This is a genomic window from Rhodopila globiformis, from assembly GCF_002937115.1.
Lineage (GTDB): Bacteria > Pseudomonadota > Alphaproteobacteria > Acetobacterales > Acetobacteraceae > Rhodopila > Rhodopila globiformis.
On sequence record NZ_NHRY01000236.1, the window covers coordinates 45,502 to 69,837 of the forward strand.

General features: G+C 69.6%; 21 protein-coding genes. 14 read left to right on the forward strand and 7 right to left on the reverse strand.

The features are described from left to right. Positions 1-37: 37 nt before the first annotated feature. The 5 genes from CCS01_RS23460 to CCS01_RS23480 form a co-directional block, all read right to left on the reverse strand. Entirely contained in the window at positions 38-1,096 is a 1,059-nt protein-coding gene (locus CCS01_RS23460) for a DUF2125 domain-containing protein (protein ID WP_158258562.1), read from the reverse strand. Between the two features lie 242 nt (positions 1,097-1,338). Further along, complete coding sequence (locus CCS01_RS23465) at positions 1,339-2,085, reverse strand: lysophospholipid acyltransferase family protein (RefSeq protein ID WP_104521186.1); 747 nt, start codon at positions 2,083-2,085, stop codon at positions 1,339-1,341. Further along, positions 2,082-2,714 carry a YdcF family protein gene (locus CCS01_RS23470; RefSeq protein ID WP_104521187.1) on the reverse strand — a complete coding sequence of 211 codons (633 nt, stop codon included), beginning with the start codon at positions 2,712-2,714 and terminating at the stop codon, positions 2,082-2,084. The genes CCS01_RS23465 and CCS01_RS23470 overlap by 4 nt, the downstream gene beginning before the upstream one ends. Next, positions 2,714-3,652, reverse strand: a complete 939-nt coding sequence (locus CCS01_RS23475; RefSeq protein ID WP_104521188.1) for a cell division protein FtsX — start codon at positions 3,650-3,652, stop codon at positions 2,714-2,716. The genes CCS01_RS23470 and CCS01_RS23475 overlap by 1 nt, the downstream gene beginning before the upstream one ends. Next, entirely contained in the window at positions 3,649-4,404 is a 756-nt protein-coding gene (locus CCS01_RS23480) for a cell division ATP-binding protein FtsE (protein WP_104521189.1), read from the reverse strand. Before CCS01_RS23480 ends, CCS01_RS23475 begins: the two co-directional genes overlap by 4 nt. Positions 4,405-4,520: 116 nt before the next feature. On the opposite strand from CCS01_RS23480, the gene CCS01_RS36225 reads away from it, so the two are divergent. The 5 genes from CCS01_RS36225 to glgX all read left to right on the forward strand — a co-directional run bounded on the left by CCS01_RS36225 (position 4,521) and on the right by glgX (position 14,692). Continuing rightward, positions 4,521-4,940, forward strand: coding sequence for a zinc-ribbon domain-containing protein (locus tag CCS01_RS36225; RefSeq protein WP_104521190.1), 420 nt, complete (start codon positions 4,521-4,523; stop codon positions 4,938-4,940). Positions 4,941-5,122: 182 nt separating this feature from the next. Beyond that, positions 5,123-7,621 (forward strand): glycogen/starch/alpha-glucan phosphorylase, encoded by a 2,499-nt coding sequence (locus CCS01_RS23490; protein WP_104521191.1) that lies wholly within the window; start codon positions 5,123-5,125, stop codon positions 7,619-7,621. A gap of 85 nt (positions 7,622-7,706) precedes the next feature. Further along, a complete protein-coding gene (glgC, locus tag CCS01_RS23495; protein ID WP_104521192.1) occupies positions 7,707-8,972 on the forward strand; it encodes a glucose-1-phosphate adenylyltransferase in 1,266 nt (421 codons plus the stop codon). A 258-nt stretch (positions 8,973-9,230) separates the two neighbouring features. Beyond that, positions 9,231-10,679, forward strand: a complete 1,449-nt coding sequence (gene glgA, locus CCS01_RS23500; protein ID WP_104521193.1) for a glycogen synthase GlgA — start codon at positions 9,231-9,233, stop codon at positions 10,677-10,679. Next, on the forward strand, positions 10,676-14,692 hold the full coding sequence (glgX, locus tag CCS01_RS23505; RefSeq protein WP_104521194.1) for a glycogen debranching protein GlgX: 4,017 nt from the start codon (positions 10,676-10,678) through the stop codon (positions 14,690-14,692). Before glgA ends, glgX begins: the two co-directional genes overlap by 4 nt. 401 nt (positions 14,693-15,093) lie before the next feature. On the opposite strand, the gene CCS01_RS23510 is transcribed toward glgX, so the two are convergent. Continuing rightward, positions 15,094-15,351: a hypothetical protein gene (locus CCS01_RS23510; protein ID WP_104521195.1), complete on the reverse strand. Its 258-nt coding sequence runs from the start codon at positions 15,349-15,351 to the stop codon at positions 15,094-15,096. A gap of 460 nt (positions 15,352-15,811) precedes the next feature. On the opposite strand from CCS01_RS23510, the gene CCS01_RS23515 reads away from it, so the two are divergent. From CCS01_RS23515 to CCS01_RS23535, 5 genes are all read left to right on the forward strand, one after another. Beyond that, on the forward strand, positions 15,812-16,183 hold the full coding sequence (locus CCS01_RS23515; protein ID WP_104521196.1) for a hypothetical protein: 372 nt from the start codon (positions 15,812-15,814) through the stop codon (positions 16,181-16,183). Beyond that, positions 16,180-17,505 (forward strand): glutamate--tRNA ligase, encoded by a 1,326-nt coding sequence (locus CCS01_RS23520; protein ID WP_104521197.1) that lies wholly within the window; start codon positions 16,180-16,182, stop codon positions 17,503-17,505. Before CCS01_RS23515 ends, CCS01_RS23520 begins: the two co-directional genes overlap by 4 nt. Before the next feature lie 356 nt (positions 17,506-17,861). Beyond that, on the forward strand, positions 17,862-18,131 hold the full coding sequence (locus CCS01_RS23525; RefSeq protein WP_239992365.1) for a type II toxin-antitoxin system Phd/YefM family antitoxin: 270 nt from the start codon (positions 17,862-17,864) through the stop codon (positions 18,129-18,131). Next, the gene (locus CCS01_RS23530) at positions 18,128-18,592 is read left to right on the forward strand and encodes a PIN domain-containing protein (protein WP_158258563.1); all 465 of its coding nucleotides are present in this window, start codon (positions 18,128-18,130) and stop codon (positions 18,590-18,592) included. Before CCS01_RS23525 ends, CCS01_RS23530 begins: the two co-directional genes overlap by 4 nt. An 18-nt stretch (positions 18,593-18,610) precedes the next feature. After that, entirely contained in the window at positions 18,611-18,811 is a 201-nt protein-coding gene (locus CCS01_RS23535) for a Uma2 family endonuclease (RefSeq protein ID WP_104521200.1), read from the forward strand. A gap of 295 nt (positions 18,812-19,106) precedes the next feature. Here CCS01_RS23535 and CCS01_RS23540 read toward each other — a convergent pair whose 3' ends face one another. Next, on the reverse strand, positions 19,107-20,117 hold the full coding sequence (locus tag CCS01_RS23540) for an NAD(P)/FAD-dependent oxidoreductase (protein ID WP_104521201.1): 1,011 nt from the start codon (positions 20,115-20,117) through the stop codon (positions 19,107-19,109). 121 nt (positions 20,118-20,238) lie between these two features. Here CCS01_RS23540 and CCS01_RS23545 point away from each other — a divergent pair, with 121 nt between their 5' ends. The 4 genes from CCS01_RS23545 to CCS01_RS23560 all read left to right on the forward strand — a co-directional run bounded on the left by CCS01_RS23545 (position 20,239) and on the right by CCS01_RS23560 (position 23,837). Next, positions 20,239-21,363, forward strand: coding sequence for a glycosyltransferase (locus tag CCS01_RS23545; RefSeq protein ID WP_104521202.1), 1,125 nt, complete (start codon positions 20,239-20,241; stop codon positions 21,361-21,363). Between the two features lie 64 nt (positions 21,364-21,427). After that, positions 21,428-22,531, forward strand: coding sequence for an acyl-CoA dehydrogenase family protein (locus tag CCS01_RS23550; protein WP_146101925.1), 1,104 nt, complete (start codon positions 21,428-21,430; stop codon positions 22,529-22,531). Beyond that, positions 22,528-23,265, forward strand: coding sequence for a PIG-L deacetylase family protein (locus tag CCS01_RS23555; protein WP_104521204.1), 738 nt, complete (start codon positions 22,528-22,530; stop codon positions 23,263-23,265). Before CCS01_RS23550 ends, CCS01_RS23555 begins: the two co-directional genes overlap by 4 nt. After that, entirely contained in the window at positions 23,262-23,837 is a 576-nt protein-coding gene (locus CCS01_RS23560; RefSeq protein ID WP_104521205.1) for an SAM-dependent methyltransferase, read from the forward strand. The genes CCS01_RS23555 and CCS01_RS23560 overlap by 4 nt, the downstream gene beginning before the upstream one ends. The last annotated feature ends 499 nt before the right edge of the window (positions 23,838-24,336 follow it).

Sequence of the window (24,336 nt, forward strand, 5' to 3'; positions counted from 1 at the left end):
GGCTCTGGAGGTCCATCCGCATACTCACACCCTACCACTATCGCGGCGGCCAGTCCAGTTCCGGCAACCGCAGCAGCGGCACCTGGCGCATGGACAGTGTGCGATATTGCAGGGTCAGCGGCACGTCAACCACCGAGGGCTCGTCGCCGACGCCCCCCTCGGCGATCAACGACAGCACCGCCTTGGCCGCGATCGCCGCCGACTTCGTCAGCATCCCGCCCGCTGCCAGGCGGTCCAGCGTCTCGTCATACCCGACCAGCCGCGCGTTGCCGCTGCCCATCGGCTGAAGCTGGTCGTCCAGCGCCAGCGTCGCCGAACCTGTCAGGCCTAGGGGCCCCCATCCCATCGCCAGGTGCGTGATCGTCAGCGAGCCGCCGCCATCCCGCCATGCCGACGCTGCGGCCGTCATGCTGTCGTTGGCCGGGAACGGGCCGGTCAGCAGCCCTTGCGTCGAAAACGACGAAATGTTCGGGCCCAGCGCCCATCTCATCCCCGCCGGCAAGGCAATCGCCTCGGCACTGAGCACGAAGCCGATGGCCTGCTGCGCCCCCCCGGCATCATGAGGGCCGGCATCACGACGTGGGGCGAAGTCGGCATGCCCGTTCAGCAGGCCGATGGTCACGTGCCATGGTCCCGAGGCCGGTTCCACCCGCAAGTCGCGCGCGTTCAGGTCATACACCGGCGCCGCATCCGGCTGCAGCGGCGCCACCCCGTCGATGCGGTCGCCGACAATGACGATGTCGGGCGCGCCGCCGACACGCAGATGCTGCGGGCCACTGAACGACAGAGCGAGCACAGTCGGCGCGTACAGCGAAACCCGCAGCGTCGTGCTGGCCGAGGTCCAGTCGAGTCCGCCCGGAAAGTCCTTGCCGCTGTGGTGCAGGTGCATGTTCGGCACCGTCACGGTCGTCGCCTCCGGCCAGCCGCCCAGGGAAACGGCGCCGGTCTCGACCTCCCACCCTTCAGCGCGGCGGGCGTCGGTCCAGGCCAGGAAGCCGCGCCGCAGCCGATCCGACGCGATGTGCCAATAGACGACGTCGGCCGCCACCAGGAGAATGGCAATGGCGGCCAGGATGACCCAGGTGATACGGCGCATTCTGCCTCGGTTCAGGAAACGCGGTTGCTTACGGCCAACCGGCCGCCACGGCGACGGCCGGTAACGAAACCGCGGCTCCACGGGCGCACATTGCCGCTCCGGGCACAACATCCAATCGAATCAAGCATTTCCATCCCCAGGCCGCAAACATCCGTGAAAAAGTCACGGGAATAAAAATCAATCCCTGTTTTATCAATCGGTTAACCCCGCGAACTCATGCGTAGCAACAATCTCGGACAAGATCACCCCACAGAGTTATCCACAGGTTGATGCAACCGCGCCGATTCGCTCGCCACAGGTTGATCCAGGGCTCCAATCCCCGCCTGCAGCACCCGCATCAACGCCGGCCGATCGGCGGTGGGCGGGATAGGGGGGGCGATGACGATGCGGATGGTGCCGGGCCGCTTGCGGAACGCCCGGCGTCCCCAGCACAGGCCGGAGTCCGTGGCGACGGGGATGACCGGCAGGCCGGTGCGGCTGGCCAGCGCCGCGACGCCGGGCTGCAGCGCCCGGGGCTGGCCGGGCTCGCTGCGGGTTCCCTCCGGGAAGATCACGATCTGCCGCTGGTGGCGAACGGCGGTGTCCGCCTGCCGCAGCAGTGTGCGGATCGCGCCGGCGCCGGCCTCGCGATCGATCGGGATCATCCCGGCCGTCTGCAGCAGGGGGCCGAACACGGGAATGCGCAGCAGTTCCTGCTTGAGCACATAGGCGCAGCGGGGCACCAGGGTGAACCACACGAAGGTGTCGAACGCCGACTGGTGGCGCGGGGCGATCAGGGCCGCGCCCGGCGGGATGTTCTCCAGCCCGGTCACCTCCAGCCGGATACCGCAGATCAGCCGCGCTGCCCGCAGCAGGAAGCGGGCCCAGGCGTTCACCACGCTCATGACATGGTTCGGCAACACCAGTCCAGCCAGCGCGGCGGTCAGGGTGAACAGGAAGGTCGCCGTGAAGAACACGACGTTGAAGATCGCGGAACGCAGGATGATCATTCTTCGGAACCCGGGGATGGATGAAGCGCGGCCGGCGCCTCGCGATGCGGCAGCCATGCGGACAGGCCGGAAACCGCCAGAAGATACTTGGCAAACTCGCCCATCTCCAGCCTCAGCCCCGGTCCCCGCTCGGTGCCATCCTTCCCCGGCGGCACCGGCAGCGGGAACAGGGCGACGTCCGGCAGCGCGCGGTGCAGTTCGGCCAGGGCGCGCGGCATGTGAAAGGCGGCGGTGACGACGATCAAGGTGCTGATATCGTTCTGCGCCGCCCAGGCGGCCGTCTCCACCGCGTTGCCGAGGGTCGAGCTGGCATAGCGGCCGACGGTGACGCGCGGCGCCAGCTTCGCGGTGTCGATCCCGGCCATGCGGCCCAGCGTGCTCAGCTCGGTGCCGCCGCCGATGCCGCTGAGCAGCAGCTTGTCGGCCTGGCCCGCGGCCAGCAGGCGCAGCGCCAGTTCCACCCGCCCGGCCCCGCCGGTCAGCGCGACCACGCCGTCGGCGTGCGCTGGTGGCGGCGGACCGGTGCGGTGGACGGCGACCTGCACGAACCAGAGGAAGCCCAGGCTCCAGGCGACGACCGCCAGGGCGGCGATCCCCGCCACCCAGCGCGCGCCGCCGCGCGGGCGCATTACGGCAGTCGCCGAAGCCATCGCCGCACGACGCTCTGGGCCGTGACGAAGCCGATCGCCGCGGCGGTGAGGGGAAGACACGGCAAGGCGAACCACAAGGCCGCCGGCACCGCGCCCAGCGCATCCTGCACCGGGTTGCCGCTCGGCGCGCCCTGCCCGCCGAACGGCGCCGCCATCTGCGCCAGGGTCAGGACAATCGGCAGGGCGATGACGCCGCCGAGGCACGCCCCAACCGCAGCCAGGCCGGTGGCCCGCGCGGCGAAGCGGGCGGCGATGTAGCCGTCGGTCGCGCCCAGGCCGTGCACGATCTCGATCGCCTCCCGCCTTGTGGACAGGCCGGCGCGGGTGGCCACGGCGATCACCGCGGCGGCGACGCCGGCGACCAGCAGCAGGGTCAGGCCGGCGCATGCCTGCAGGCTGCGCGCCAGCACCGCCAGCCGCCGCATCCATATACCATGATCCTCCACCAGGGTACCGGGCGCGGCCGCCTGCAGCCGATTCGTCAGCGGCGCCAGGTCCATCGCCGCATCCGTCAGCCGCACCGCCACCACCGCCGGGATCGGCACGTCCAGCCGCGCCGCGCCCTGCCCGAGCCAGGGCTTCAGCAGGTCGCCCAGTTCCTGCTGCGACAGCGCGTGCGCCGAGGCAACGCCGGGCGTGCCGCTCAGCAGGGCCAGCACCGCGGCCAGGCGCGTCTCCTTCGGCTGGCTGGACGCCTCGCCGGGCTGCGGCACCTGCACCGTCAGCGCCGCGCCGGCGCCTTCCTGCCAGTGGCGGGCCAGCGCCGCGGTGCCCAACCAGCCGGCCATGGCCAGCGCGGCCAGGAACGCCATCGCCGCCACCAGCAGCGGCAGCATGCGGTCCGACAGGGCGCGGCGCAGGCCCAGCTCGTCGAAACCGGCGGGACGCAGCGAGCCGGCCGGGCGCAGCGGGCTCATGATGCCTCCGGTGCGTCGCCGCGGCCAGTGGAAGGGCCAGGGGAAGGGCCAGTGGAAGGGCCAGGGGAACGGCCAGTGGACAGGTACCCATCGGCGATGCGCAGCGCCGGGGCGGGATGCCGGCCAACCAGCGACTCATTATGAGTGGCGACGATCACGGTGGTGCCGATGCGGTTCAGTTCCTTGAACAGCTGCATCAGCCGCTCGGCCTGGCCGTCATCCAGGTTGCCGGTCGGCTCGTCGGCCAGCAGCAGGGCGGGACGGGTGATCACCGCGCGTGCGATGGCGACGCGCTGCTGCTCGCCGCCGGACATCGCGGCGGGGCGCGCGTCGAGGTGGCGGAACAGGCCGACCCAGCGCATCAGCTCAGTGACGTCGGCGCGGATCTGGCCTTCCGGGCGGCCGGCGATGCGCAGCGGCAGGGCGACGTTGTCGAACGCCGACAGGTGCGGCAGCAGGCGGAAATCCTGGAACACCACGCCGATGCGCCGGCGCAGCACCGGCAGGGCGCGCCGCGGCGCCGTCGCAACGTCGGTGCCGAGCAGGGTCAGGTGCCCGCGCGTCGGCCGCACCGCCAGGTACATCAGGCGCAGCAGGCTGGTCTTGCCTGCCCCGGACGGGCCGAGCAACCAGCGGAATGCCCCGGGCTCCAGCCGGAAGCTGATGTCGTGCAGCACTTCCGGCCCCAGCGCCCTGCCCTGGTGCAGGCCGCCATGCCCATAGCGCAGACCGACTCCGTCGAATTTCAGCATCAGCGCTGTCTAGCGAAGACCGCCGATTCCCGCCATTTCGTCGTGATCGAGTAAACTGTTTTGCGACATCCGGTGACATTCCAGCTATGATCCGTGACGGATCATAACGGGTTTCCATGCAGATTGCCTGTCCGACCTGCGCCGCCGTGTATGAAGTGCCCGCCTCCCGCCTGAGGCCGGGGCGCCATGTGCGCTGCGCCCGCTGCAATGCGGTCTGGAAGCCGGCCCCGGTGGCCGAGCCGGCGCCGCCGCAGGGGGCGCCAACGCCGCCAGAACCGGTGGCGCGGGAGCCGGCGGCGCCGCTAGCGGATGCGATGCAGCGGCTGGCCGCGATGCCGCCGCCGCGGTCGCCACGCCGCGTCGGGCTGACGGCGGCCTGGCTGGCCAGCGTCCTGGTGCTGGCGGGTGCCGGTACCGGCATCGTGATCTGGCGGCAGGCCGTTGTGAGGATATGGCCCCCCGCGGGCCGTATCCTGGTGTTTCGCGAAGCTTTAACGCAGCAACCGGTGCAAAACCCTGGCAACAGGGCGCAATGACGTGCCATGAAACCGGGCATCGCCTGCAATTTCGTCACATCACCGTGGAAAATGTCAAAAACTGGCCTAAACTGGCCGCAAAACTGCCGTAAGCTCGTGCAAAGGGTTGATGCTGACGGTACAGACATGCTTTCGTGGCGATAAGCAGGATCACGAAGAGGTGAAGAAGCGTGGAGCTTGATATGGATATCTCGGAGCGGCTCGCCGCCGATGAGACCAGCCGTACAGTCGACACCGAGCAGAACGACGCCGACGTGGTGGCTTTGCGGGATGCGATCCTGGACAAGCTCACCTACCATGTGGGCAAACGTCGCGCCGTCGCGACGGAACGCGACTGGTTGATCGCCACCGCGGTGGCGATCCGCGACCTGATCGTTGACCGCTGGGTGTCCAGCACCGAGGCGACGTACCAGCAGGGCGCCAAGCGGGTCTACTACCTGTCGCTTGAGTTCCTCATCGGCCGGCTGCTGTTCGACAACCTCAACAACATGAACATGATCGAGACGATGCGCGCGGCGCTGGCCGGGCTTGACGTCGATCTCGACAAGCTGCGCGCGCTGGAGCCTGACGCTGCGTTGGGCAACGGCGGCCTCGGACGGCTGGCCGCCTGCTTCATGGAGAGCATGGCGACGCTCGACATCCCGGCCCATGGCTACGGCATCCGCTATGAGCACGGGCTGTTCCGCCAGGTGGTAAAGAACGGCTGGCAGCACGAATACCCGGAAGACTGGCTGGCGATGGGCAACCCGTGGGAGTTCCACAGGCCCGAGGTCAGCTACAACATCGGCTTCGGCGGCTCGATCGAGGCGGTGCCGATCTCGGAAGCCGCGGTGCGGCACGTCTGGCACCCGGCCGAGACGGTCGAGGCCGTGGGCTACGACACGCCGGTCGTCGGCTGGCGCGGGCGGCGGGTCAACACCCTGCGCCTGTGGTCCGCGCGATCGGCCGATCCGCTGCGGCTGGATGCGTTCAACCACGGCGACCACGCCGGCGCGCTGGCCGAGCAGGTGCGGGCGGAATCCATTACCAAGGTGCTGTACCCCTCCGACGCCACCGCCGCGGGGCAGGAACTGCGGCTGCGGCAGGAATACTTCTTCGTCTCGGCCTCGCTGCAGGACCTCGTCCGCCGCCATATCCGGGCGTTCGGCCACATCAGCAGCCTGCCCGACAAGACCGCGATCCAGCTGAACGACACCCACCCGGCCATCGCCGTGGCGGAGCTGATGCGCATCCTGCTGGACGTGCACCAGATCCCCTGGGAGGAAGCCTGGCGCATGACGCAGGCAACCTTCAGCTACACCAACCACACGTTGCTGCCTGAGGCGCTGGAGGTCTGGCCGGTGCCGCTGATGGAGCGGCTGCTGCCGCGCCACATGCAGATCATCTACCTGATCAACGCGCTGCACCTGGGCAAGGTCCGCCTGGAATACCCGTCCGACGACCGCCTGCTGTCCAGCGTGTCCATGATTGATGAGCAGCAGGGGCGGCGGGTGCGCATGAGCCACCTGGCCTTCCTGGGCTCGCACCGTGTCAACGGCGTTTCTGCCCTCCACACCGGGCTGATGCGGGAGACGGTGTTCCGCGATCTGCACAACCTGTTCCCCGAGCGCATCGTCAACGTCACCAACGGCATCGCCTTCCGCCGCTGGCTGTTCGAAGCCAACCCGCGGCTGACCCGGCTGCTGACCGACACCGTCGGGCCGAAGGTGCTGGAGGACGAGAACGCGCTGACCGCGCTGCGGCCCCTGGCCTCGGACCGCGCCTTCCAGAAGCGCTTCGCCGCCTGCCGCTACGTCAACAAGCTGGCGCTGGCGGACCTGATCCGGCGGGAACTGGAAATCCGTGTCGATCCGAACGCCCTGTTCGACGTCCACATCAAGCGGATCCACGAGTACAAGCGGCAGTTGCTCAATATTCTGGAGGCGATCGCGCTGTACAACGCCATCCGGGCGCGGCCGATGGACGACTGGGCGCCGCGGGTGAAGATCTTCGCCGGAAAGGCGGCGGCCAGCTATTACCAGGCCAAGCTGGTCATCAAGCTGATCCACGACGTGGCGAAGGTGGTGAACAACGACCCGACCGTCCGCAACATCCTGAAGATCGTCTTCCTGCCCAACTACTCGGTCAGCCTGGCCGAGATGGTCATCCCGGCCTCGGACGTGTCGGAGCAGATCTCCACCGCCGGGATGGAGGCGTCCGGCACCGGCAACATGAAGTTCGCGCTGAACGGCGCGTTGACCGTCGGCACGCTGGACGGCGCCAACGTCGAAATCGCCGAGCGCGTCGGGATGGAGAACATCCACATATTCGGCCTGACGGCGGACAAGGTGGCGGCGCGGCGGCAGCGCGGGCTGGATGCCGGCGACCTGATCGCTGCCTCCCCGGCATTGTCGGAAGTGCTGGACAGCGTGCAGGCGGGCGTGTTCTCGCCGGATGAGCCGGACCGCTACCGCGGCCTGGTCGATTCGCTGCGCTACCACGACTACTTCCTGGTCTGCGCCGACTTCGATCATTACTTCGCCACCCAGCGGCACATCGCCGACATCTGGCGCCGGCCGGAGGAGTGGTGGCAGTCGGCGATCCTGAACACGGCCAATGTCGGCTGGTTCTCCTCGGACCGGTCGATCCGCGACTACGCCACCGACGTCTGGGACGTGCCGGCCTATCAAGCTTCCGCATAGGCAGTCACGTGCCCTTGTGCTACGGCGCCTGGTACGTTCCCATCGGGGGACGTTAACCAGGTTGCCCAGGCAGGGGGAAGCGTCAATGCCGCAGCGTTCCGGAATCCATGCCCCGATCGTCCGTGACGCCATGGCGTATGTCCTGGCAGGCGGACGCGGATCACGATTGCTCGAAATGACCGATACGCGGGCAAAGCCTGCGGTACACTTCGGCGGCAAGAGCCGCATCATCGACTTCGCCCTGTCCAATGCCCTGAATTCAGGCATCCGCCGAATCGGCGTCGCCACCCAGTACAAGGCGCACAGCCTGATCCGGCACCTGCAGCGCGGCTGGAACTTCCTCCGGCCGGAGCGGAACGAGGGATTCGACATCCTGCCCGCATCCCAGCGCTCTGGCGATACCTGGTATGCGGGCACCGCAGACGCGCTGTATCAGAACATCGACATCATCGAGGGCTACAAGCCGGAATACATCGTCGTCCTGGCGGGCGACCACGTCTACAAGATGGACTACGCCCTGATGCTGGAGCAGCACGCCGAGCAGCAGGCGGACGTCACCGTCGGCTGCATCGAGGTGCCGCGCGTGGAGGCCACCGGCTTCGGCGTCATGCACGTGGACGAGAAAGACCGCATCATCGCCTTCATCGAGAAGCCAGCCGATCCGCCGCCGATGCCGGACCGGCCGGACATGGCGCTGGCCAGCATGGGCATCTACGTCTTCAAGACGGACTTCCTGATCGACCAGTTGCGCCGCGACGCCGCCGATGCGTCCTCCAACCGCGATTTCGGCAAGGACATCATTCCCTACCTGGTCAAGCACGGCAAAGCCGTGGCGCATCGCTTCACCCAGTCCTGCGTCCGGTCGGGCGCCGAGCGGGAGGCGTACTGGCGCGACGTCGGCACGCTCGACGCCTACTGGGAAGCCAACATCGACCTGACCGCGGTGATCCCCGCGCTCGACCTGTACGACCACGAATGGCCGATCTGGACCTATGCCGAGATCACGCCGCCGGCAAAGTTCGTGCACGAGGAAGTCGGCCGCCGCGGCGAGGCGATCTCGTCCCTGGTGTCGGGCGGCTGCATCGTCTCGGGCGCGTTCCTGCGCCAGTCGCTGCTGTTCACCGGCGTGCATGTACATTCGTATGCACGGGTCGAGCAGGCGGTGATCCTGCCGCTTGCCGACATCGGCCGCGGCGCCCGGCTGCGCAACGTGATCGTTGAAAAGGGCGTGCGGATTCCGGCGGGCCTGGTGGTGGGTGAGGATCCGGAGGAAGACGCCCGGCGCTTCCGCCGCACCGAGCGCGGCGTCTGCCTGATCACGCCGCCGATGATCGAGCGGCTGGCCGGCTGAGAATCGCCTCGGACTTCATGGTTCAGGTGACTCTCTCCCCCCGTCATGGCCGGGCGTGTCCCGGCGATCCACCCCCCACCGTCGAAGCGCAGATGGCCGGGACACGCCCGACCATGACGATAGGGAGACGACCTTGCTCTCTCCCCGTATACTGATCGGGATACTGATCGGGCCTGTCACGCGTGATTGCGCTGCTACCGGCGCCGCCCTTCATCGAAGCGGGTCCATGCCCGCGACAACACGGACGGACAACAAACATTGACCCGAGTACTCGCCGTTGGCTCCGAAATCTTCCCGCTGCTGAAGACCGGCGGACTTGCCGACGTGATGGGCGCGCTGCCGCAGGCGCTGAAGGCGGCCGGCGTGCAGGCCACCACGGTGGTGCCCGGCTACCCGGCCATCCTGAGCGGGCTCAGGAATGCCACCGCGATCTATCACTTCCCCGATCTGTTCGGCGGCCCGGCCGAGGTCCTGCGCGCCAATGCCGCCTCGCTCGACCTGCTGGTGATCGACGCGCCGCATTTGTTCGCGCGGCAGGGCAACCCCTATCTCGGCCCCGACGGCAAGGAGTGGCCGGACAACGGCATCCGCTTCGCCGGCCTGAGCGCCGCGGCCGCCGCCATCGGCGTCGGCCTGGTACCCGGGCTGAGCTTCGACATCGTGCACGCGCATGACTGGCAGGCCGCGCTGACCCCCGTCTATCTCGCGTTCCATCATGGCCGCCGGCCCGGCACCGTGCTGACGGTCCACAACCTCGCCTTCCAGGGCCTGTATCCGGCGACGCTGTTTCCCCGCCTCGGCCTGCCCGATTCGGCGTTCGCGATGGACGGCCTGGAGTACCACCGGCACGTCAGCTTCCTCAAAGGCGGCCTTGCCATGGCCGATCGGCTGACCACGGTGTCGCCGACGTACGCGCGGGAGATCACCGGCGAGGACAACGGCATGGGCCTCGACGGCGTGCTGCGCCACCGTGCCGACGTCCTGTCCGGCATCCTGAACGGCATCGACGACAGCGTCTGGAACCCGGCGACCGACGACCTGATCCCCAACCGCTACTTCCGCGGTCGGCTTGGCCCGCGCGCGGCCAACAAGACGGCACTGCAGCAGCGCCTCGGCCTGCAGGAATCGCCAGGGTCGCTGGTCATCGGCGTGATCAGCCGGCTGACCTCGCAGAAGGGCCTGGACATGCTGCTGGACCAGATCCCCTTCCTGCTTGCCAACGACGTGCAGATCGCCCTGCTCGGCTCCGGCGAGCCGGCGCTCGAGGAGGCTTTCACCGACGCCGCGGCGCAGCATCCCGGCGCCGTCGGCTGCGTCATCGGCTACAACGAGCCGCTGGCCCACCTGATCCAGGCCGGCAGCGACGCCCTGCTGGTGCCGTCGCGGTTCGAGCCGTGCGGCCTGACCCAGCTTTGCGCCCTGCGCTACGGCGCCATCCCGGTGGTGGCACGCGTCGGCGGCCTGGCGGATTCGATCATCGACGCCAACGAGGCGGCGTTGACCGCCGGCGTCGCCACCGGCATCCAGTTCTGGCCGGTCGAGCCCCTGGCGCTGTACGAAGCGCTGCGCCGGATGATCAGCCTGTGGCGCAACCAACCCGTGTGGCAGAGGATGCAGCGCAATGCGATGGCAACCGACGTCTCCTGGCGCGGCCCGGCCGCCCATTACACCGGGCTGTATGAATCCCTGATGGCAGGCCGCGCTTGACCAGCCTCGGCCTCGGATCGCCTGAGCCGCCCGGCGTCAGCGTCGCGGGCGACGGCATCAACGTCGCGGTGGTGGCGCCGCACGCCGAGGCGATCGCCATCAGCCTGTTCGACGCCCAGGACAACGAGACCGCCCGGCTGCGCCTGCCCGAGCGCACCGGGCCCGTGTTTCACGGCCACATCCCCGGCGTGCCCGCCGGCACGCGCTACGGGCTGCGCGCCTACGGCCCCTGGGACCCGGGCAACGGCCACCGCTTCAACCCCGCCAAACTGCTGATCGACCCCTGGGCGACGGCGATCGACCGTCCCGTCCGGCTGCATCCGCTGCTGTTCGACGTCCCCGCGCCGCGCCCCGACGACACCGCCCCGCTGATGCCGAAGGCGATCGTCCAGCCGCCGCCCGTTCTGGCCGCCGCCGCACGGCCGGCGTTCGACTGGGACCGCCAGGTGATCTACGAGCTGCACGTCCGCGGCTTCAGCATGACGCATACGGACATCCCGCCGGCGATCCGCGGCACCTTCGCCGCCCTGGGGCATCCGGCGAGCATCGCCCACCTGACCCGCCTCGGCGTCACGGCGGTGGAGCTGATGCCCTGCGCCGCCTGGACCGACGAACGCCACCTGCCGGCGCTGAACCTGACGAACTACTGGGGCTACAACCCGGTGGCCTTCCTCGCGCCCGATCCCAGGCTGGCGCCGGGCGGCTGGGCGGAAATCCGCGCCGCCGTGGATGCCCTGCATGCCGCCGGAATCGCCGTGATCCTGGACGTCGTGCTGAACCACAGCGGCGAGAGCGACGAGCTCGGCCCCACCCTGTCGCTGCGCGGCCTGGACAATGCCACCTACTACCGTCTGGCAGCCGACCGGTCGCGCTATGTCAACGACGCGGGCTGCGGCAACGTCCTGGCAATGGAGCGCGCCATTGTCACGCGCCTGGGCACGGATGCGCTGCGCACCTGGGCGCTGTACGGCGGGATTGACGGGTTCCGCCTCGACCTGGCGGTGGCGTTGGGGCGGCGGGACGATGGCTTCGACCCCGACGCGCCGTTCCTGGCGGCGGTCGAGCAGGACCCGGTGCTGTCGCGCTGTGCGCTGATCGCCGAGCCTTGGGACGTCGGCGCCGGCGGCCACCAGCTCGGCGCTTTCCCGCCGCGCTGGGGCGAGTGGAACGACCACTTCCGCGACACGGTGCGGCGGTTCTGGCGCGGCGATCCCGGCATGCTGGGCGATTTCACCACGCGCGTCGCCGGCTCGGCCGACATCTTCGCCGGGGCGCACCGGCCGCTGACGCGCAGCATCAACTTCGCCGTCGCGCATGACGGCTTCCCGCTGGCCGACCTGGTGGCGTTCACGCGGAAGCGGAACGAGGCCAACGGCGAGAACAACCGCGACGGCTCGGACAACAACCTGTCCTGGAACAACGGCGTCGAGGGACCGTCCGACGACCCCGCCGTGGTCGCGGCGCGGGCCCGGGATGCGCGGGCGCTGCTGGCGACGCTGCTGCTGGCGCGCGGGACGCCGATGCTGTCGCTGGGCGACGAGCTTGGCCGCACGCAGCACGGCAACAACAATGCCTATGCCCAGGACAACGCCAAATCCTGGATCGACTGGGCCACGGCCGACGACAGCCTGATCGGCTTCACCGCCCGCCTGATCGCGCTGCGGCAGTCGCTGGCGCCGCTGTTCAGCGGCCAGGCGCTGACCGGCACGGCGACCGACGACACGGGCTTGCCGGATGTCGCCTGGCTCGGGACCGACGGCCATGCTCTGGACCTGGCCGACTGGAACCGCGCCGACAACCGCACCCTGGTCGCGGCTCTGTACGCCGAGGGCGCGCGGGCCGTCCTGGTGTTCCACGCCGATGCCGCCGCCACGACGATTACCCTGCCGCCGCCGCGCCCGGGCTACGGATGGCAGCGCGTGCTGGACAGCACCGGGACGGAACCCGCGGACAGCCTGGCGATTCCGGCGCGGTCCGTCACCGTGTTCCAGGAAGACGGCAAAACCGCCGCCCGCCGGCACGAAGGCGTCGCCGAGGCCGATCTGGACAAGCTGGCCGGGCTGGCGGGGATCGACCCGATCTGGTGGGACATCGACGGCGGCTACCACAAGGTCAGCGCCGATACGAAGCGTAGGCTGCTGGCGGCGATGCGCCTGCCGGCGGAGACTCCCGGCGACCTGTCCGACAGCCTCGCGCGCCTGCTGCGCGACCGGGACGCGCCGCTGCCGCCGGTGGTCGTCGGGCGGGCCGACCAGGGGATCACGGTTGGGCTGGGCACGCCGCGGCCAGCCTGGATCACCCTGCTGCGCGAGGACGGCAGCCGCGAGCGGTTCCCCAGCCGGGACGCCGCGGTGGTCCTGCCGCCACAGCCGCTCGGCCGCCACCGCCTGCTGAACGAGGATCGGCCCGACCAGATTTGCCACCTGATCGTGGCGCCCGACGCCTGCTACCTGCCGCCGGCCTTGCGCGACGGCGAGCGGCGGTTCGGCATTGCCGCGCACCTGTATTCCCTGCGTTCCAGGGGCGACCAGGGCGTCGGCGACTTCACCACGCTGCGGCGCCTCGCAAGCGTGGCGGCCGGGGCAGGGGCGTCGATGGTCGGGCTGAACCCGCTGCACGCACTGTTCCCGCATGACCGCAGCCGCGCCAGCCCGTATCACCCGTCCGACCGCCGGTTCCTCGACCCGATCTATATCGACGTCTCGGGGCTGCCCGGCGGCGCCGGGCTGCCCTCGGCACCCGGGCCGGTCGATTACCCGGCGGTGTGGGAGCGCAAGCGTGCCGTGCTGCAGGCGGCGTTCCGGCCGATGGGCCTGGACACGCTTCCCGCGGCGCTGAAGCGCTTCGCGACGTTCGAGGCGATCGCCGAGACGCTGGGCTCCGCAGCCTGGCAGTCCTGGCCCGAGACGCTGCGCCATCCGACGGCGGCCGGCATCGCGGATTTCGTCGGCAAGCACGGCGAGCTGGTGCAGTTCCACGCCTTCCTGCAAACCATGGCCGACGCGCAGCTCGCCGAGGCTGCCGCGTCGGCTGCCCGCGACGGATTGTCCCTGGGCTTCTACCGCGACCTCGCCGTCGGCGCCGCGCCGGACGGGGCGGAAGCCTGGGCGGCACAGGACACGCTGATGCGGGGAGTCTCCGTCGGCGCGCCGCCCGATCCGTTCTCGGCCAACGGCCAGGTGTGGATGCTGCCGCCGCCCGACCCGGTGGCGATGCAGCGCGACGGCTATGCCGCCTTCAATGAGCTGCTGGTCGCCAACATGCGCCACGCCGGTGCGCTGCGGATCGACCATGTCATGGGCCTGCGCCGGCTGTTCGTCGTTCCCGACGGCGCCAGCCCGGCGGACGGCGCCTATGTCATCTATCCGCTGCAGGACCTGCTCGCCCAGGTCGCGTTGCAGAGCCAGTTTGCGCGCTGCCTGGTGGTGGGCGAGGACCTGGGCACGGTGCCCGAGGGCATGCCGGCCACGCTCGCTGCCTGCAACATCCTGTCCTACAGCGTGCTGTGGTTCGAGCGGCGCGACGGCCAGATCCGCCCGCCGCCGGACTGGCGCCGCCTCGCCGCCGCCTGCGTCTCGACCCACGACCTGCCGACGCTGGCCGGCTGGTGGCAGGGTGCCGACATCTCGGAAAAGCACGGCCTGGGCCTGCTGGATGACGCGGCCGCCGAACAGGCCCGCATCGCCCGCGCGGCCGAGAAAACCGAACTGATCGCCCAGCTTCAGGCCGAGGCGCTGCTGGAGGAGGATGTCGCTGTCACCGCACCGATGCCCGCCGCGGTCGCCCGGGCGGTGCATGCCTTCGTCTCCGCCACGCCGGCGCTGCTGATGCTGGTCCAGGCGGACGACCTCGCCGGCGAGCTTGAGGCGGTCAACCTGCCCGGCACCGACCGGGAACGGCCGAACTGGCGGCGGCGCCTGAATCCCGATGTCGAGGACCTGTGCGGGACGCCGCTGGCGCGTGCGATCCTCTCGGCTTTGCAGGCCCGGGCACACTCTGGCGGATCGTCGTAGGCGGCGACACAGCGGGACGTCGGCGCGGTCGTTGCTCTCTCGTCATGCCGGGCGAAGGCCCATAGCAATCAGTATGCGGGGCCTGGCAGAGCAAGGCCTTCTCTCACCGTCATGGCCGGACGTGTCCCGGCCATCTGCGCTTCAACGGTTGGGGGAGTGGATGGCCGGGACACGCCCCATGGGCGCTAGCTTTGGCCGCCGGGCGCGGCGAACCGTCCCAATCGTCATGGCGGCCGCCGGGCCGCCATCCACGCCTTTCCGCGGCATCAACACCGCCAGGCGTGGATGCCGGGCCTACGCCCGGCATGACGATGTGGCAACGATCGTGCCGCCGACCGACTAAGTTGGCGCGTATGGGGACACGCCCGGCCATGACGGTGAGGAAGCGGCCGATCGGGTGGTCAGTAGCCCCGATAGTAGCGCGGGGCCGGCTGCGGCGTGGTCGCGGCGCCGCCGATCGCGCCGACAGCGCCGCCGATCAGCGCACCGGCCGCCGCGCCGCTGCCGCCGCCGGCCAGGCCACCAATCGCCGCGCCCGTGCCGGCGCCCAGCAGGCCGCCGCCAATGGCACGCTGCCCGGGATCATAGGGATTGGTGCAGGCTGACAACCCAAGAACGACGCCAAGCACGGCCAGTGACGGAATTCTATAAGTACGCATGAACAGTAGGCTCCTTGTTGCTGTAGTCGTTAAGGCACCGTGCGATCACGGCATCAACGGACCGGAATTATAGCTTTTGTGTGATTTATCTTCTAAAGAATTATTTTGTGACGAAATATACTGAATATGACGGTAGTTTTTCTGTATATTTCAAAGTAGGGATGACAACGCCGCGCGGCGTTCCGAATCACAAGACACCGGCGGCGGCGTTACGCTGTCGTTGCGTGCGCGCCCTGTCCACGGCAATCAACCGGCGCGTTTGCGGCAGTGCAACTGCACAGCTTTTGGTATGCAGGACCGGGCAGCCGGCTTGCCGGCTTCATCCGCCGCGCCGCCTCACGGACCGCGGGCATGGACGGCCTCGGCACGCGGACCCCGCTGCCTTGCCGTTGAATTGCCTTAATGCCGTCCGTAGGTTGCCCGGGATGAACACCCCTATCCTCAATCGGTGCCAGGCCCCATGAGTGACCTCTTCGCCCCCGAAGGCGGCTGGCGAGTCCGGATTCTCGACCTGTCCGGCGGCGCCCAGGACAACATCACCGAGGAAATCGGCGGCTTCGGTACGCTGATGCACGCCAACGCCTTTGCCCGCCGCTACGTCCGCGACTCGGTCGAGCGCTGCCGCGTCCCCGGCATGAGTTCGAAGGACGTGCTGGAAGCCTGGTTCGCCTTCGGCGAGGACGCCGTCGTGCTTGATGCGGGCGATGCCGGCTGGAAAAGCACCACCGAGCTTGGCGACTTCGTCGATACCCGCGCCAGCGCCGAGGAACGCGACTGGCGCTCCCTCGACCCGCGTCAGGACGAGTTCGACCTCGAGGGGGACGAAGAATGACCCGCGTCCGTTTCGCGCCTTCCCCGGCCGGGCTGCTGTTCCTCAGTGGCGCCCGGGTCGCCCTGGCGAACCATCTGTTCGCGCGCCGCAGGAACGGCCGGATGCTGCTCCGGCTGGACGACCTGGATGAGGAGCGGCGCTCCCAGGGGCAGGCCGACGCCATCATGCAGGACCTTCGCTGGCTCGGCGTCAGCTGGGACGACTGCATCCGCCAGTCTGACCGGTTGCCGCTGTACCAGGATGCGATCGAGCGGCTGAAGCGCGACGGTCTGCTGTACCCCTGCTTCGAAACCGGGGAAGAACTGAAGGCGAAGCTGGAATTCCGCCGCAAGCGCGGCCAGCCTCTGGTCTATGACCGCGCCATGCTGCGGCTGACCGACAAGCAGCGCCGGGACGCCGAAGCCGGCGGCAAGCGCCCGCACTGGCGCTTCCGGCTGCCGGACCGGATGCTGGAATGGCACGATTTGGTGCTCGGGCGGCGGCATGCGACGCTGGCCGCGGTCTCCGACCCGGTCGTGGCGCAGGCGGACGGGCTGCCGGCGCCGATCCTCGCCAGCGTGGTCGATGATATCGACAGCAAGACGACCCACGTCATCCGCGGCGAGGACAGTGCCGGCAACACCGCCGCGCAGATCGCGCTGTTCGAGGCCCTGATGGGCATTGAGCCCGCGATCCGGTTCGCCCATCTGCCGGCGCTGACGGATAGCGAAGGGACGCCGGGCGGCCGCCATTTCGGCAGCCTGTCCCTGCGCAGCCTGCGCAACGACGGCGTCGAGCCACGCGCGATCGCTGCCTGCCTTGCCGGCGTCACCGCAGTGGACGCCCCCCCGCCGTCGCTGGAAGACCTGGCGGCCGGGTTCGAGCTGTCGGCCATGGCGCAGGCGAAGTTCGACATGGCCCGCCTGCTCGGGGCCAATCGCGCCATCCTGCGCACGCTCGATTTCGCCGCCGTGGCCGATCGGCTGCCGGGCGGGGCGACCGAGGCGTTCTGGTTGGCGGTGCGGGGCGAGCTCGATCTCCTGAAGGAGGCCCGCGGCTGGTGGGATGTGGTGGCCGGATCGATCGTGCCGCCGATTATGGAGGACGACCGGGACGTGCTGGTCGCCGCCTGCGAGACGCTGCCGCCGGAACCCTGGGACACCACGGTCTGGTCGCGCTGGATCGCCGCGCTGGAGCGGGCGACCGGACGAACGGTCGAAGCGCTGCTGACGCCGTTGCGCCTGGCCCTGACCGGCGAGGAGACCGGACCGGACCTCGCCAGCCTGTTGCCGCTGATCGGCCGCGCCCTGGCCGCCAGCCGCCTGGGCTTCGCCGCCGCCTGACAGGCGCCGGAGCAGGCCGCGGGCCTCCCCCATCGTCGCGGCCCGACATGCCCACATAGGCGCTGCAGCAGGGTAAGTTGAGGCATGCCGATGGCGCGCCTTCATCGTCATGGCGGCCGAAGGGCCGCCATCCACGCCTTTGGCTGTTGCCACCCCGCCACGCGTGGATGGCAGGCCGAAGCCTGTGCCCAAGCTTGTTCCGGATAGCTGGTGTGACGTCACGTCAACGACCGTGCCTCGTATCTCGTAACGCGCCGTTCGGCTCGGGTATGGTGGCTCCGGAAACGACCGATTGATGGTCGGCCTGCCGTCCCCGGACATGACCACGCTTGACGTCGGCACCTGCCCCGCGATATATGACCACACGTGGTCATATTGGGCTGATCATGCGGGAAATGCAGCTTCGTGAAGCCAAGGCGGCGTTTTCATCGGTAGTCGATAACGCGGCCAGTGGGCACGAAACCGTGGTCACGAAACATGGTTCGCCGGTTGCCGTGGTGCTTGGGTATGAGCAATGGCGCACCCTGAAAGGGGCAAAGCCTTCCTTCGCATCGCTGCTGCTGTCGTTCCCCGATGTCGGCGAAATCGAGCGCGACCAGACGCCGCCGCGCGATCTCGGCTTATGAGCCGAGGATACCTGCTCGATACCAACGTCCTGTCAGCGACGGCACCGGACCGCCGGGCCATGCCTGAACCGGCAAAGGGTCGCGCTCGGCGCTGGATCGAAGACCACGCGGAGCATCTATGGTTGCCAATGGTGGCGATTGGCGAGATTGCCGCCGGGATCGGCAAGCGGGAGGGCGCAGGCGCCACACGGCATGCTGCTGAACTCGCCGAATGGCTTTCTCGGGTCCTGGCATTTTACCCCGAACGCATCATGCCCTTTGGCCTCCAGGAGGCCCTGCGGCTTCGTCAGCTTGCGCGTGCGGCCTGTAACAGCGGCGTCGAGATCGGCATTGCAGACATGATGGTGGCGAGCACTGCCATCAGCGCCGGCCTTGTCGTTGCGACACGAAATGAAAAGCATTTTGCAGCGATGGGTGTTGCTCGGGTTGACCCGTTCGCGTGGGAAGGGTCTGCGGCCTGACCAGGCTTTCCCGCCGTCATGGAGCAGCGTCCACCCGTAACGCACCAACGGGCGGGCATCCCCGAGGTGTGGCTGGTCGACCTGGAGCATCGGCGGGTGACCGTTTATCGGGAGCCGTCGCCAGGCGGCTATCTGTCGGAGGCGAAGGTCGGTCTGGAGGGGCTCCTGACCTCGCTGGCGTTTCCTGATGCCAGCATCCCGGTGGCGCGGCTTATCTGAAAGCCGGAGGCTACAGCAGACCGCAGGTAGGTTGGGACGAGGCGGCCGCGCGCGCTGCCCACCGTCATGGCCAGGTGTGTCCCCATGGGCGCTAACCTTAGGGGGAACAGGGCATGGTCGTCGCCCTATCGTCATGGCCGGGCGTGTCCCGGCCATCCACCCCCAGCCGTCGCAGCGCAGATGGCCGGGACACGCCCGACCATGACGGTGGTGCAACGGACCGGGCGCCAAATCCTTCCCCAGCCGCCGCCGTATCCTGATAGCCATGGGGACAGGCCCGGACGGTAGCGGACGATCAGCCCGGCACGCCCTTGCTGGTCGAGTACTCGAAATGCAGCGCCTGGTCGGGATGCACCACCGGGAAGATCGCGTGCGCCGCCATCGCCGCCTCGCTGAAGCCTTGCAGGATCAGCTTCAGCTTGCCGGGATAGGTCGCCACGTCGCCGATGGCGAACACGCCCGGCAGGCTGGTCCGGCAGGTCGCCGGATCGACCGTGACATGATGCTTCTCGCTCTGCAGGCCCCACGCGGCGATCGGCCCCAGGTCCATCGATAGGCCGAAGAACGGCAGCAGCACGTCGGCCGGGATCGATTTCACCTCGCCCTCCAGCGTCGCCACCTCCACCGCCGACAGCACGCCATCGGCGCCGGCAAGGCGGTGAAGCTGGTAGGGGATCACCATCTCGATCGCGCCGCTGCTCGCCGCCTCATCCAGTTGCGCGGCGCTTTCCGGCGCGGCGCGGAACCTGGCGCGCCGGTGCACGATCGACACCGAGGCGATGTCCTTCAGCGCCAGCGCCCAGTCCACGGCCGAGTCACCGCCACCGGCGATCACCACCCGCTTGCCGCGCAGGTCCTCGCGCCGGCGGACGTAGTACTGTACCGCGCCGCTGGCCTCGTAGGCCTCCAGCCCGTCCAGCGGCGGACGGTTCGGGCCGAACGCGCCGGCGCCGGCGGCAACCAGGACGGCCTTGGCGTGGATGACGTCGCCCCGGTCGGTGGTCAGGGTGAAGGCACCGGCCTTACCGCTGAGGCCGTTGACCTGCCGCCCGAGCAGGCGGGGCGCGGCGAACGGCTGGATCTGCTCCTCCAGTTGGGTTATCAGCGCGCCGGCCTCGATCGCCGGATGCGCCGGGATGTCGTAGATCGGCTTTTCCGGATAGAGCGCGGTGCACTGGCCGCCGACTTCCGGCAAGGCGTCGATCAGCACGCTGGACAGTTTGAGCATGCCAAGCTCGAAAACGGCGAACAGGCCGACCGGGCCGGCCCCGACGATCGCCACGTCGGTTGCGATGTGCTGTGTCATGCGCGCCGTATACGTCGCTTTTTCATCAGAGCAAGCCGGATAACACCTGGGTGAGCCATGGTCGTGGGCTCAACCGGTCCTCGCTTTCGCGGTTCATAGCCAGAACAAGCCGGGAAGCCGCATGCCAGACCAGACCGCGGAATCGCCTGATTCCGTGCATCAGGATACTCGTCCGGCGGTCGTCGCCGTCCCGGCCAGGAACGAAGCCGAGCGTATCGGCGCCTGCCTGACGGCCCTGCGCGACCAGCAGCGCCGTCCGGACGCCGTGATCCTGCTGCTGAACAACTGCACCGACGACACCGAGGCCATTGCCCGCGCCCTTTCGCCCGGGCTCGGGTTCGACCTGCGCATCGTCAGCCGGGACCTGCCGCCCGGGAAGGCCAATGCCGGCTGCGCGCGGCGAGATGCGATGCGGCTGGCAGCCGATGTGGCCGGTCCGCGCGGCGCGCTGCTGACCACCGATGCGGATGCGGTTGTGCCGCCCGGCTGGGTCCGGCGCAACCTTGCCGCGCTGGATCGGGGCGCCGACGTCGTCTGCGGGCGGGCCGAGCTCGATCCGGCCGAGGCGGCGCTGATCCCACCACGCCTGCACGCCGACGATGCGCTGGAGGGCCGGCTGATCGGCCTGCTGGACGACCTGGCCTGGCTGCTGGACCCCGAGCCGCATGATCCGCCACCGCGCCATGCCTCGGCATCCGGCGCCAGCCTGGCCGTCTCGGCTGCGGCGTATCACCGCGTCGACGGCATTCCGGCCATACAAGCCGGGGAGGACCGGGCGTTCGTCGCCGCGCTGTGGCGGATGGATGCCCGCGTGCGGCATGATCCCGGGATCACGGTGACGGTGTCCGGTCGCATCGAGGGGCGCGCGCCGGGCGGGATGGCGGATGCGATCCGCCGCCGGATGGAACGGCAGGACGAATTCACCGACGACCAAGCCGAACCCGCCGCCGCGGCGTTCCTGCGCTACAGCCTGCGGGCCGCGGCGCGCCGGGCCTGGACGGCGCGACGCCTCGACCTGGTGCTGGCCGATGACCTGGAGATTCCTGCCGGTGTGCTGGCCGAGGCGCTGCACCGCCCTTTTTTCGGTTCCGCCTGGACGGCGCTGGAGCGGGCCAGCCCGCGCCTGACCCGGCGCCGCGTCCGGTTTGGCGACCTGCGGCAAGAGGTCGCGCAGGCCGAGGCGATCGTGCGACGGCTGGCAGCCACACCGCAACCGGCATTGGCCGGATCGCTGGCGGCGGATTAGCCATGATCGGCTGTACCATTCCACGGCACGGCCGCGATCCCGTGCCACGCGACAGGAGGCAGCCGTGCCCCTAGACCAGTCATCGCTGCTTCACGAAGCCGCCGCCCTAGTGCCCTGGATGCAGGAGCGGGCCGGGCAACTGGACCGGGACGCCGCGTTCCCGGACCAGGAGATCGAGCGCCTGCGGCACCTCGGCGCGCTGACGATGCCGCTGCCGGTGCAGGGCCGTGAACGCAACGACGCCCTGGCCGACGGGCTGGCCTCGCTGCTGATCCTGGTTGGCCAGGGCAATCTCTCCGTCGGGCGCGTGCTGGAGGCGCACATCAACACCATGCACCTCGTCGCCCGCTACGGGACCGAGGCGCAGCAGCGGGATACGGAAGCGGCGGCGCGGGACGGCTGCCTGTTCGGCTTGTGGGTGACTGATCCGCCGGCGGGCGGCCTGCGCATGCAGCGAGCGGGCGACCGAATCCGGTTGCACGGCGGCAAGCAGTTCTGCTCCAGCGCCGGGCATGCCGGCGGCGCGCTGGTGACCGCGGCGGACGAGGCGGCCGGCACGCGGATGCTGGTGCTGCGCCTGGGCATCGGCGAAACCGTCAGCCCGCTGCCCGCGCCGCTGCAGGGCATGCGCGCTTCGACCACTGGTGCGGTGGACTTCACCGGCTGCGATGTCCCGGCCGGTGCAATCCTCGGCGAACTGGGCGACTACCTGCGGGAGCCGGATTTCTCGGCTGGCGCCTGGCGTGGTTCGGCCGTGGCGCTGGGCGGGCTGATCGCCCTGCTGGACGTCGCCGTGGCGCAGTTGCGGGAGTCCGGGCGGCTCGACAGTCCGCACGGCCAGGCGCGCATCGGCCAAGCGATGATCGCGCGCGAAACCAGCCGGCTGTGGGTCCGCGCCGCCGCACGGGCGGCCGAGGACCTCGCGGCCGATACGGCGCAGCGCGTCGCCACCGTCGGCCTGGGGCGGATCGCGGTGGAAACCGCCTGCCTCGATGCCATGCGGCTGGTGCAGCGTTCGCTGGGCCTGTCGGCGTTCCGGCAGGGCACCGCGGTGGAGCGGATCTGCCGCGACCTGTCCACCTACCTGCGGCAGCCCGCGCCCGACGAGGTGCTGACCGGATCGGCAAGCTGGTTCACCGCCAACCCCGAGGCAACGGTGACGGCATGAGCACGGCGGCGGACTTCCACGCGTGCTGGCGGGTCCTGCCAGTCAGCAACCTGGACACGATCATCGGCAACGGCACCTGCCTGGTGCTGGCGCCGCATCCGGACGACGAAAGCCTGGGGTGCGGCGGCCTGATCGCCGCCTGCGTCGCCGCCGACCGGGCGCCGCTGGTGGCGTTCCTGACGGACGGCGCCGGGTCGCATGCCGGCTCCCGCGCGTATCCACCGGCGCGGCTGCGGACGGTGCGGGCGCAGGAGGCGCGGGAGGCCGCGGCGGCGCTGGGCCTGCCGGCGCACCGTCTGGTGTTCCTGGAGCAGCCGGACACCGCGGCGCCACACCATGGTCCGGCGTTCGATGCGGTGGTGGCGAAGCTGCTGACGCTGGTGCGGCAGGAGGCGGCCTGCACGGCGATCGTCGCGCCGTGGCGGCATGATCCGCACTGCGACCACGAAGCCGCGGCCATCGTGGCGGCGGCGGTGGCCGGGACGGTGGGGATACGCTCGGTGGCCTATCCAGTCTGGGGCTGGACGCTGCCGGCCGATACTGCCCTCCCCGAGGCGCCGGGCGCGGGCTGGCGGCTGGACGTCGCGGCGTTCCTGGCTGCCAAGCGCCGCGCGATCCAGGCGCACCGGTCGCAGTTCGGCGGGCTGATCACCGATGATCCGAACGCCTTCAGCCTGCCGGCCGATCTGCTGTCGATCTTCGACAGCCCGTGCGAGACGTTCCTCGCGGCATGACCCGGTCCCGCTCCGCCGCGCATTTCCAGCGGCTTTACGACGCCAGCCCGGACCCGTGGGGGTTTGCCGGCAATGCCTATGAACAGGCGAAATACCGGCAGACCCTGGAAGCGCTGGACGGCCGCCGCTTCGCCTCGGGCCTGGAGATCGGCTGTTCCATCGGCGTGCTGACCCGGATGCTGGCGCCGCGCTGCGAGGCGCTGCTGGGGATCGACCTGGTCGAGCAGCCGCTGGCAGCGGCCCGGGCGCGGTGCGCGGATCAGCCGTGGGTGCGGTTCCGGCGCATGCGGGTGCCGGGGGCGTGGCCGGTGGGGCGGTTCGACCTGATCGTGCTGTCGGAGGTGCTGTATTTCCTCGCCCCGGCGGACATCGACCGCACCGCCGGGCTTGTGTGCGGCAGCCTGGTGCCGGGGGTGTGCGTAATCCTGGTCAACTGGCTGGGGCAGTCCGACGACCCATGCACCGGCGACGAGGCGGCGGACCGGTTCATCGCCGCGACGGCCGGTCCGCTGCGAGTAGCGCGGCAGGTTCGGGAGCCCGGCTACCGGCTGGACCTGCTGCAGGCCGATTGATGAGCCCGGCCGAAGGAGAGCCACGACGACAGGCGGAAGGCCGGATGCGGAACGGCCTGCGGGTCGAACAGCGCATCATACGGCGGTTCAGACCAATGACCTATGTCATGTTGCGTTGCTCGTGGGAGGTTCCTGCCGGCCTGCGTGATCGGGCCGGGCTCTCGGAACACCCTATCTGTGTGCATCTGCGTTCATCTGTGGCTCCCCTTATTCCGTAGGAAGCACAAACGCGCTGCATCCCAGCCTGAGCGTCAACGATCGGTCCGTGCCGCGCTGAGGATGCGCGGTTTTGGAACCACAGATGAACACAGATGCACACAGATGACCGCGGTGCGGGCCGGCAGCCGTCGTGCCACGCCGCCTGTTCCACCAAGGCAGATCGCGGTTTGCTGCGGCGCTGACGCTCCGCAACAAGCCCGTTCGCGCGCCCTGGTTGAAGCCCCGAAGCCTCGCCATTCGCTCGGGCGGCATAAAGCGGTATGATCCGCGCCAGGAGCGT

What these genes read in the sequence shown, in the direction of transcription:
- CCS01_RS23460 (WP_158258562.1), bottom strand. Translation starts at nt 1,096, where the DNA reads ATGCGCCGTATCACCTGGGTCATCCTGGCCGCCATTGCCATTCTCCTG.
- CCS01_RS23465 (WP_104521186.1), bottom strand. Translation starts at nt 2,085, where the DNA reads ATGATCATCCTGCGTTCCGCGATCTTCAACGTCGTGTTCTTCACGGCG.
- CCS01_RS23470 (WP_104521187.1), bottom strand. Translation starts at nt 2,714, where the DNA reads ATGCGCCCGCGCGGCGGCGCGCGCTGGGTGGCGGGGATCGCCGCCCTG.
- CCS01_RS23475 (WP_104521188.1), bottom strand. Translation starts at nt 3,652, where the DNA reads ATGAGCCCGCTGCGCCCGGCCGGCTCGCTGCGTCCCGCCGGTTTCGAC.
- CCS01_RS23480 (WP_104521189.1), bottom strand. Translation starts at nt 4,404, where the DNA reads ATGCTGAAATTCGACGGAGTCGGTCTGCGCTATGGGCATGGCGGCCTG.
- CCS01_RS36225 (WP_104521190.1), top strand. Translation starts at nt 4,521, where the DNA reads ATGCAGATTGCCTGTCCGACCTGCGCCGCCGTGTATGAAGTGCCCGCC.
- CCS01_RS23490 (WP_104521191.1), top strand. Translation starts at nt 5,123, where the DNA reads ATGGATATCTCGGAGCGGCTCGCCGCCGATGAGACCAGCCGTACAGTC.
- glgC (WP_104521192.1), top strand. Translation starts at nt 7,707, where the DNA reads ATGCCGCAGCGTTCCGGAATCCATGCCCCGATCGTCCGTGACGCCATG.
- CCS01_RS23510 (WP_104521195.1), bottom strand. Translation starts at nt 15,351, where the DNA reads ATGCGTACTTATAGAATTCCGTCACTGGCCGTGCTTGGCGTCGTTCTT.
- CCS01_RS23515 (WP_104521196.1), top strand. Translation starts at nt 15,812, where the DNA reads ATGAGTGACCTCTTCGCCCCCGAAGGCGGCTGGCGAGTCCGGATTCTC.
- CCS01_RS23520 (WP_104521197.1), top strand. Translation starts at nt 16,180, where the DNA reads ATGACCCGCGTCCGTTTCGCGCCTTCCCCGGCCGGGCTGCTGTTCCTC.
- CCS01_RS23525 (WP_239992365.1), top strand. Translation starts at nt 17,862, where the DNA reads ATGACCACACGTGGTCATATTGGGCTGATCATGCGGGAAATGCAGCTT.
- CCS01_RS23530 (WP_158258563.1), top strand. Translation starts at nt 18,128, where the DNA reads ATGAGCCGAGGATACCTGCTCGATACCAACGTCCTGTCAGCGACGGCA.
- CCS01_RS23535 (WP_104521200.1), top strand. Translation starts at nt 18,611, where the DNA reads ATGGAGCAGCGTCCACCCGTAACGCACCAACGGGCGGGCATCCCCGAG.
- CCS01_RS23540 (WP_104521201.1), bottom strand. Translation starts at nt 20,117, where the DNA reads ATGACACAGCACATCGCAACCGACGTGGCGATCGTCGGGGCCGGCCCG.
- CCS01_RS23545 (WP_104521202.1), top strand. Translation starts at nt 20,239, where the DNA reads ATGCCAGACCAGACCGCGGAATCGCCTGATTCCGTGCATCAGGATACT.
- CCS01_RS23555 (WP_104521204.1), top strand. Translation starts at nt 22,528, where the DNA reads ATGAGCACGGCGGCGGACTTCCACGCGTGCTGGCGGGTCCTGCCAGTC.
- CCS01_RS23560 (WP_104521205.1), top strand. Translation starts at nt 23,262, where the DNA reads ATGACCCGGTCCCGCTCCGCCGCGCATTTCCAGCGGCTTTACGACGCC.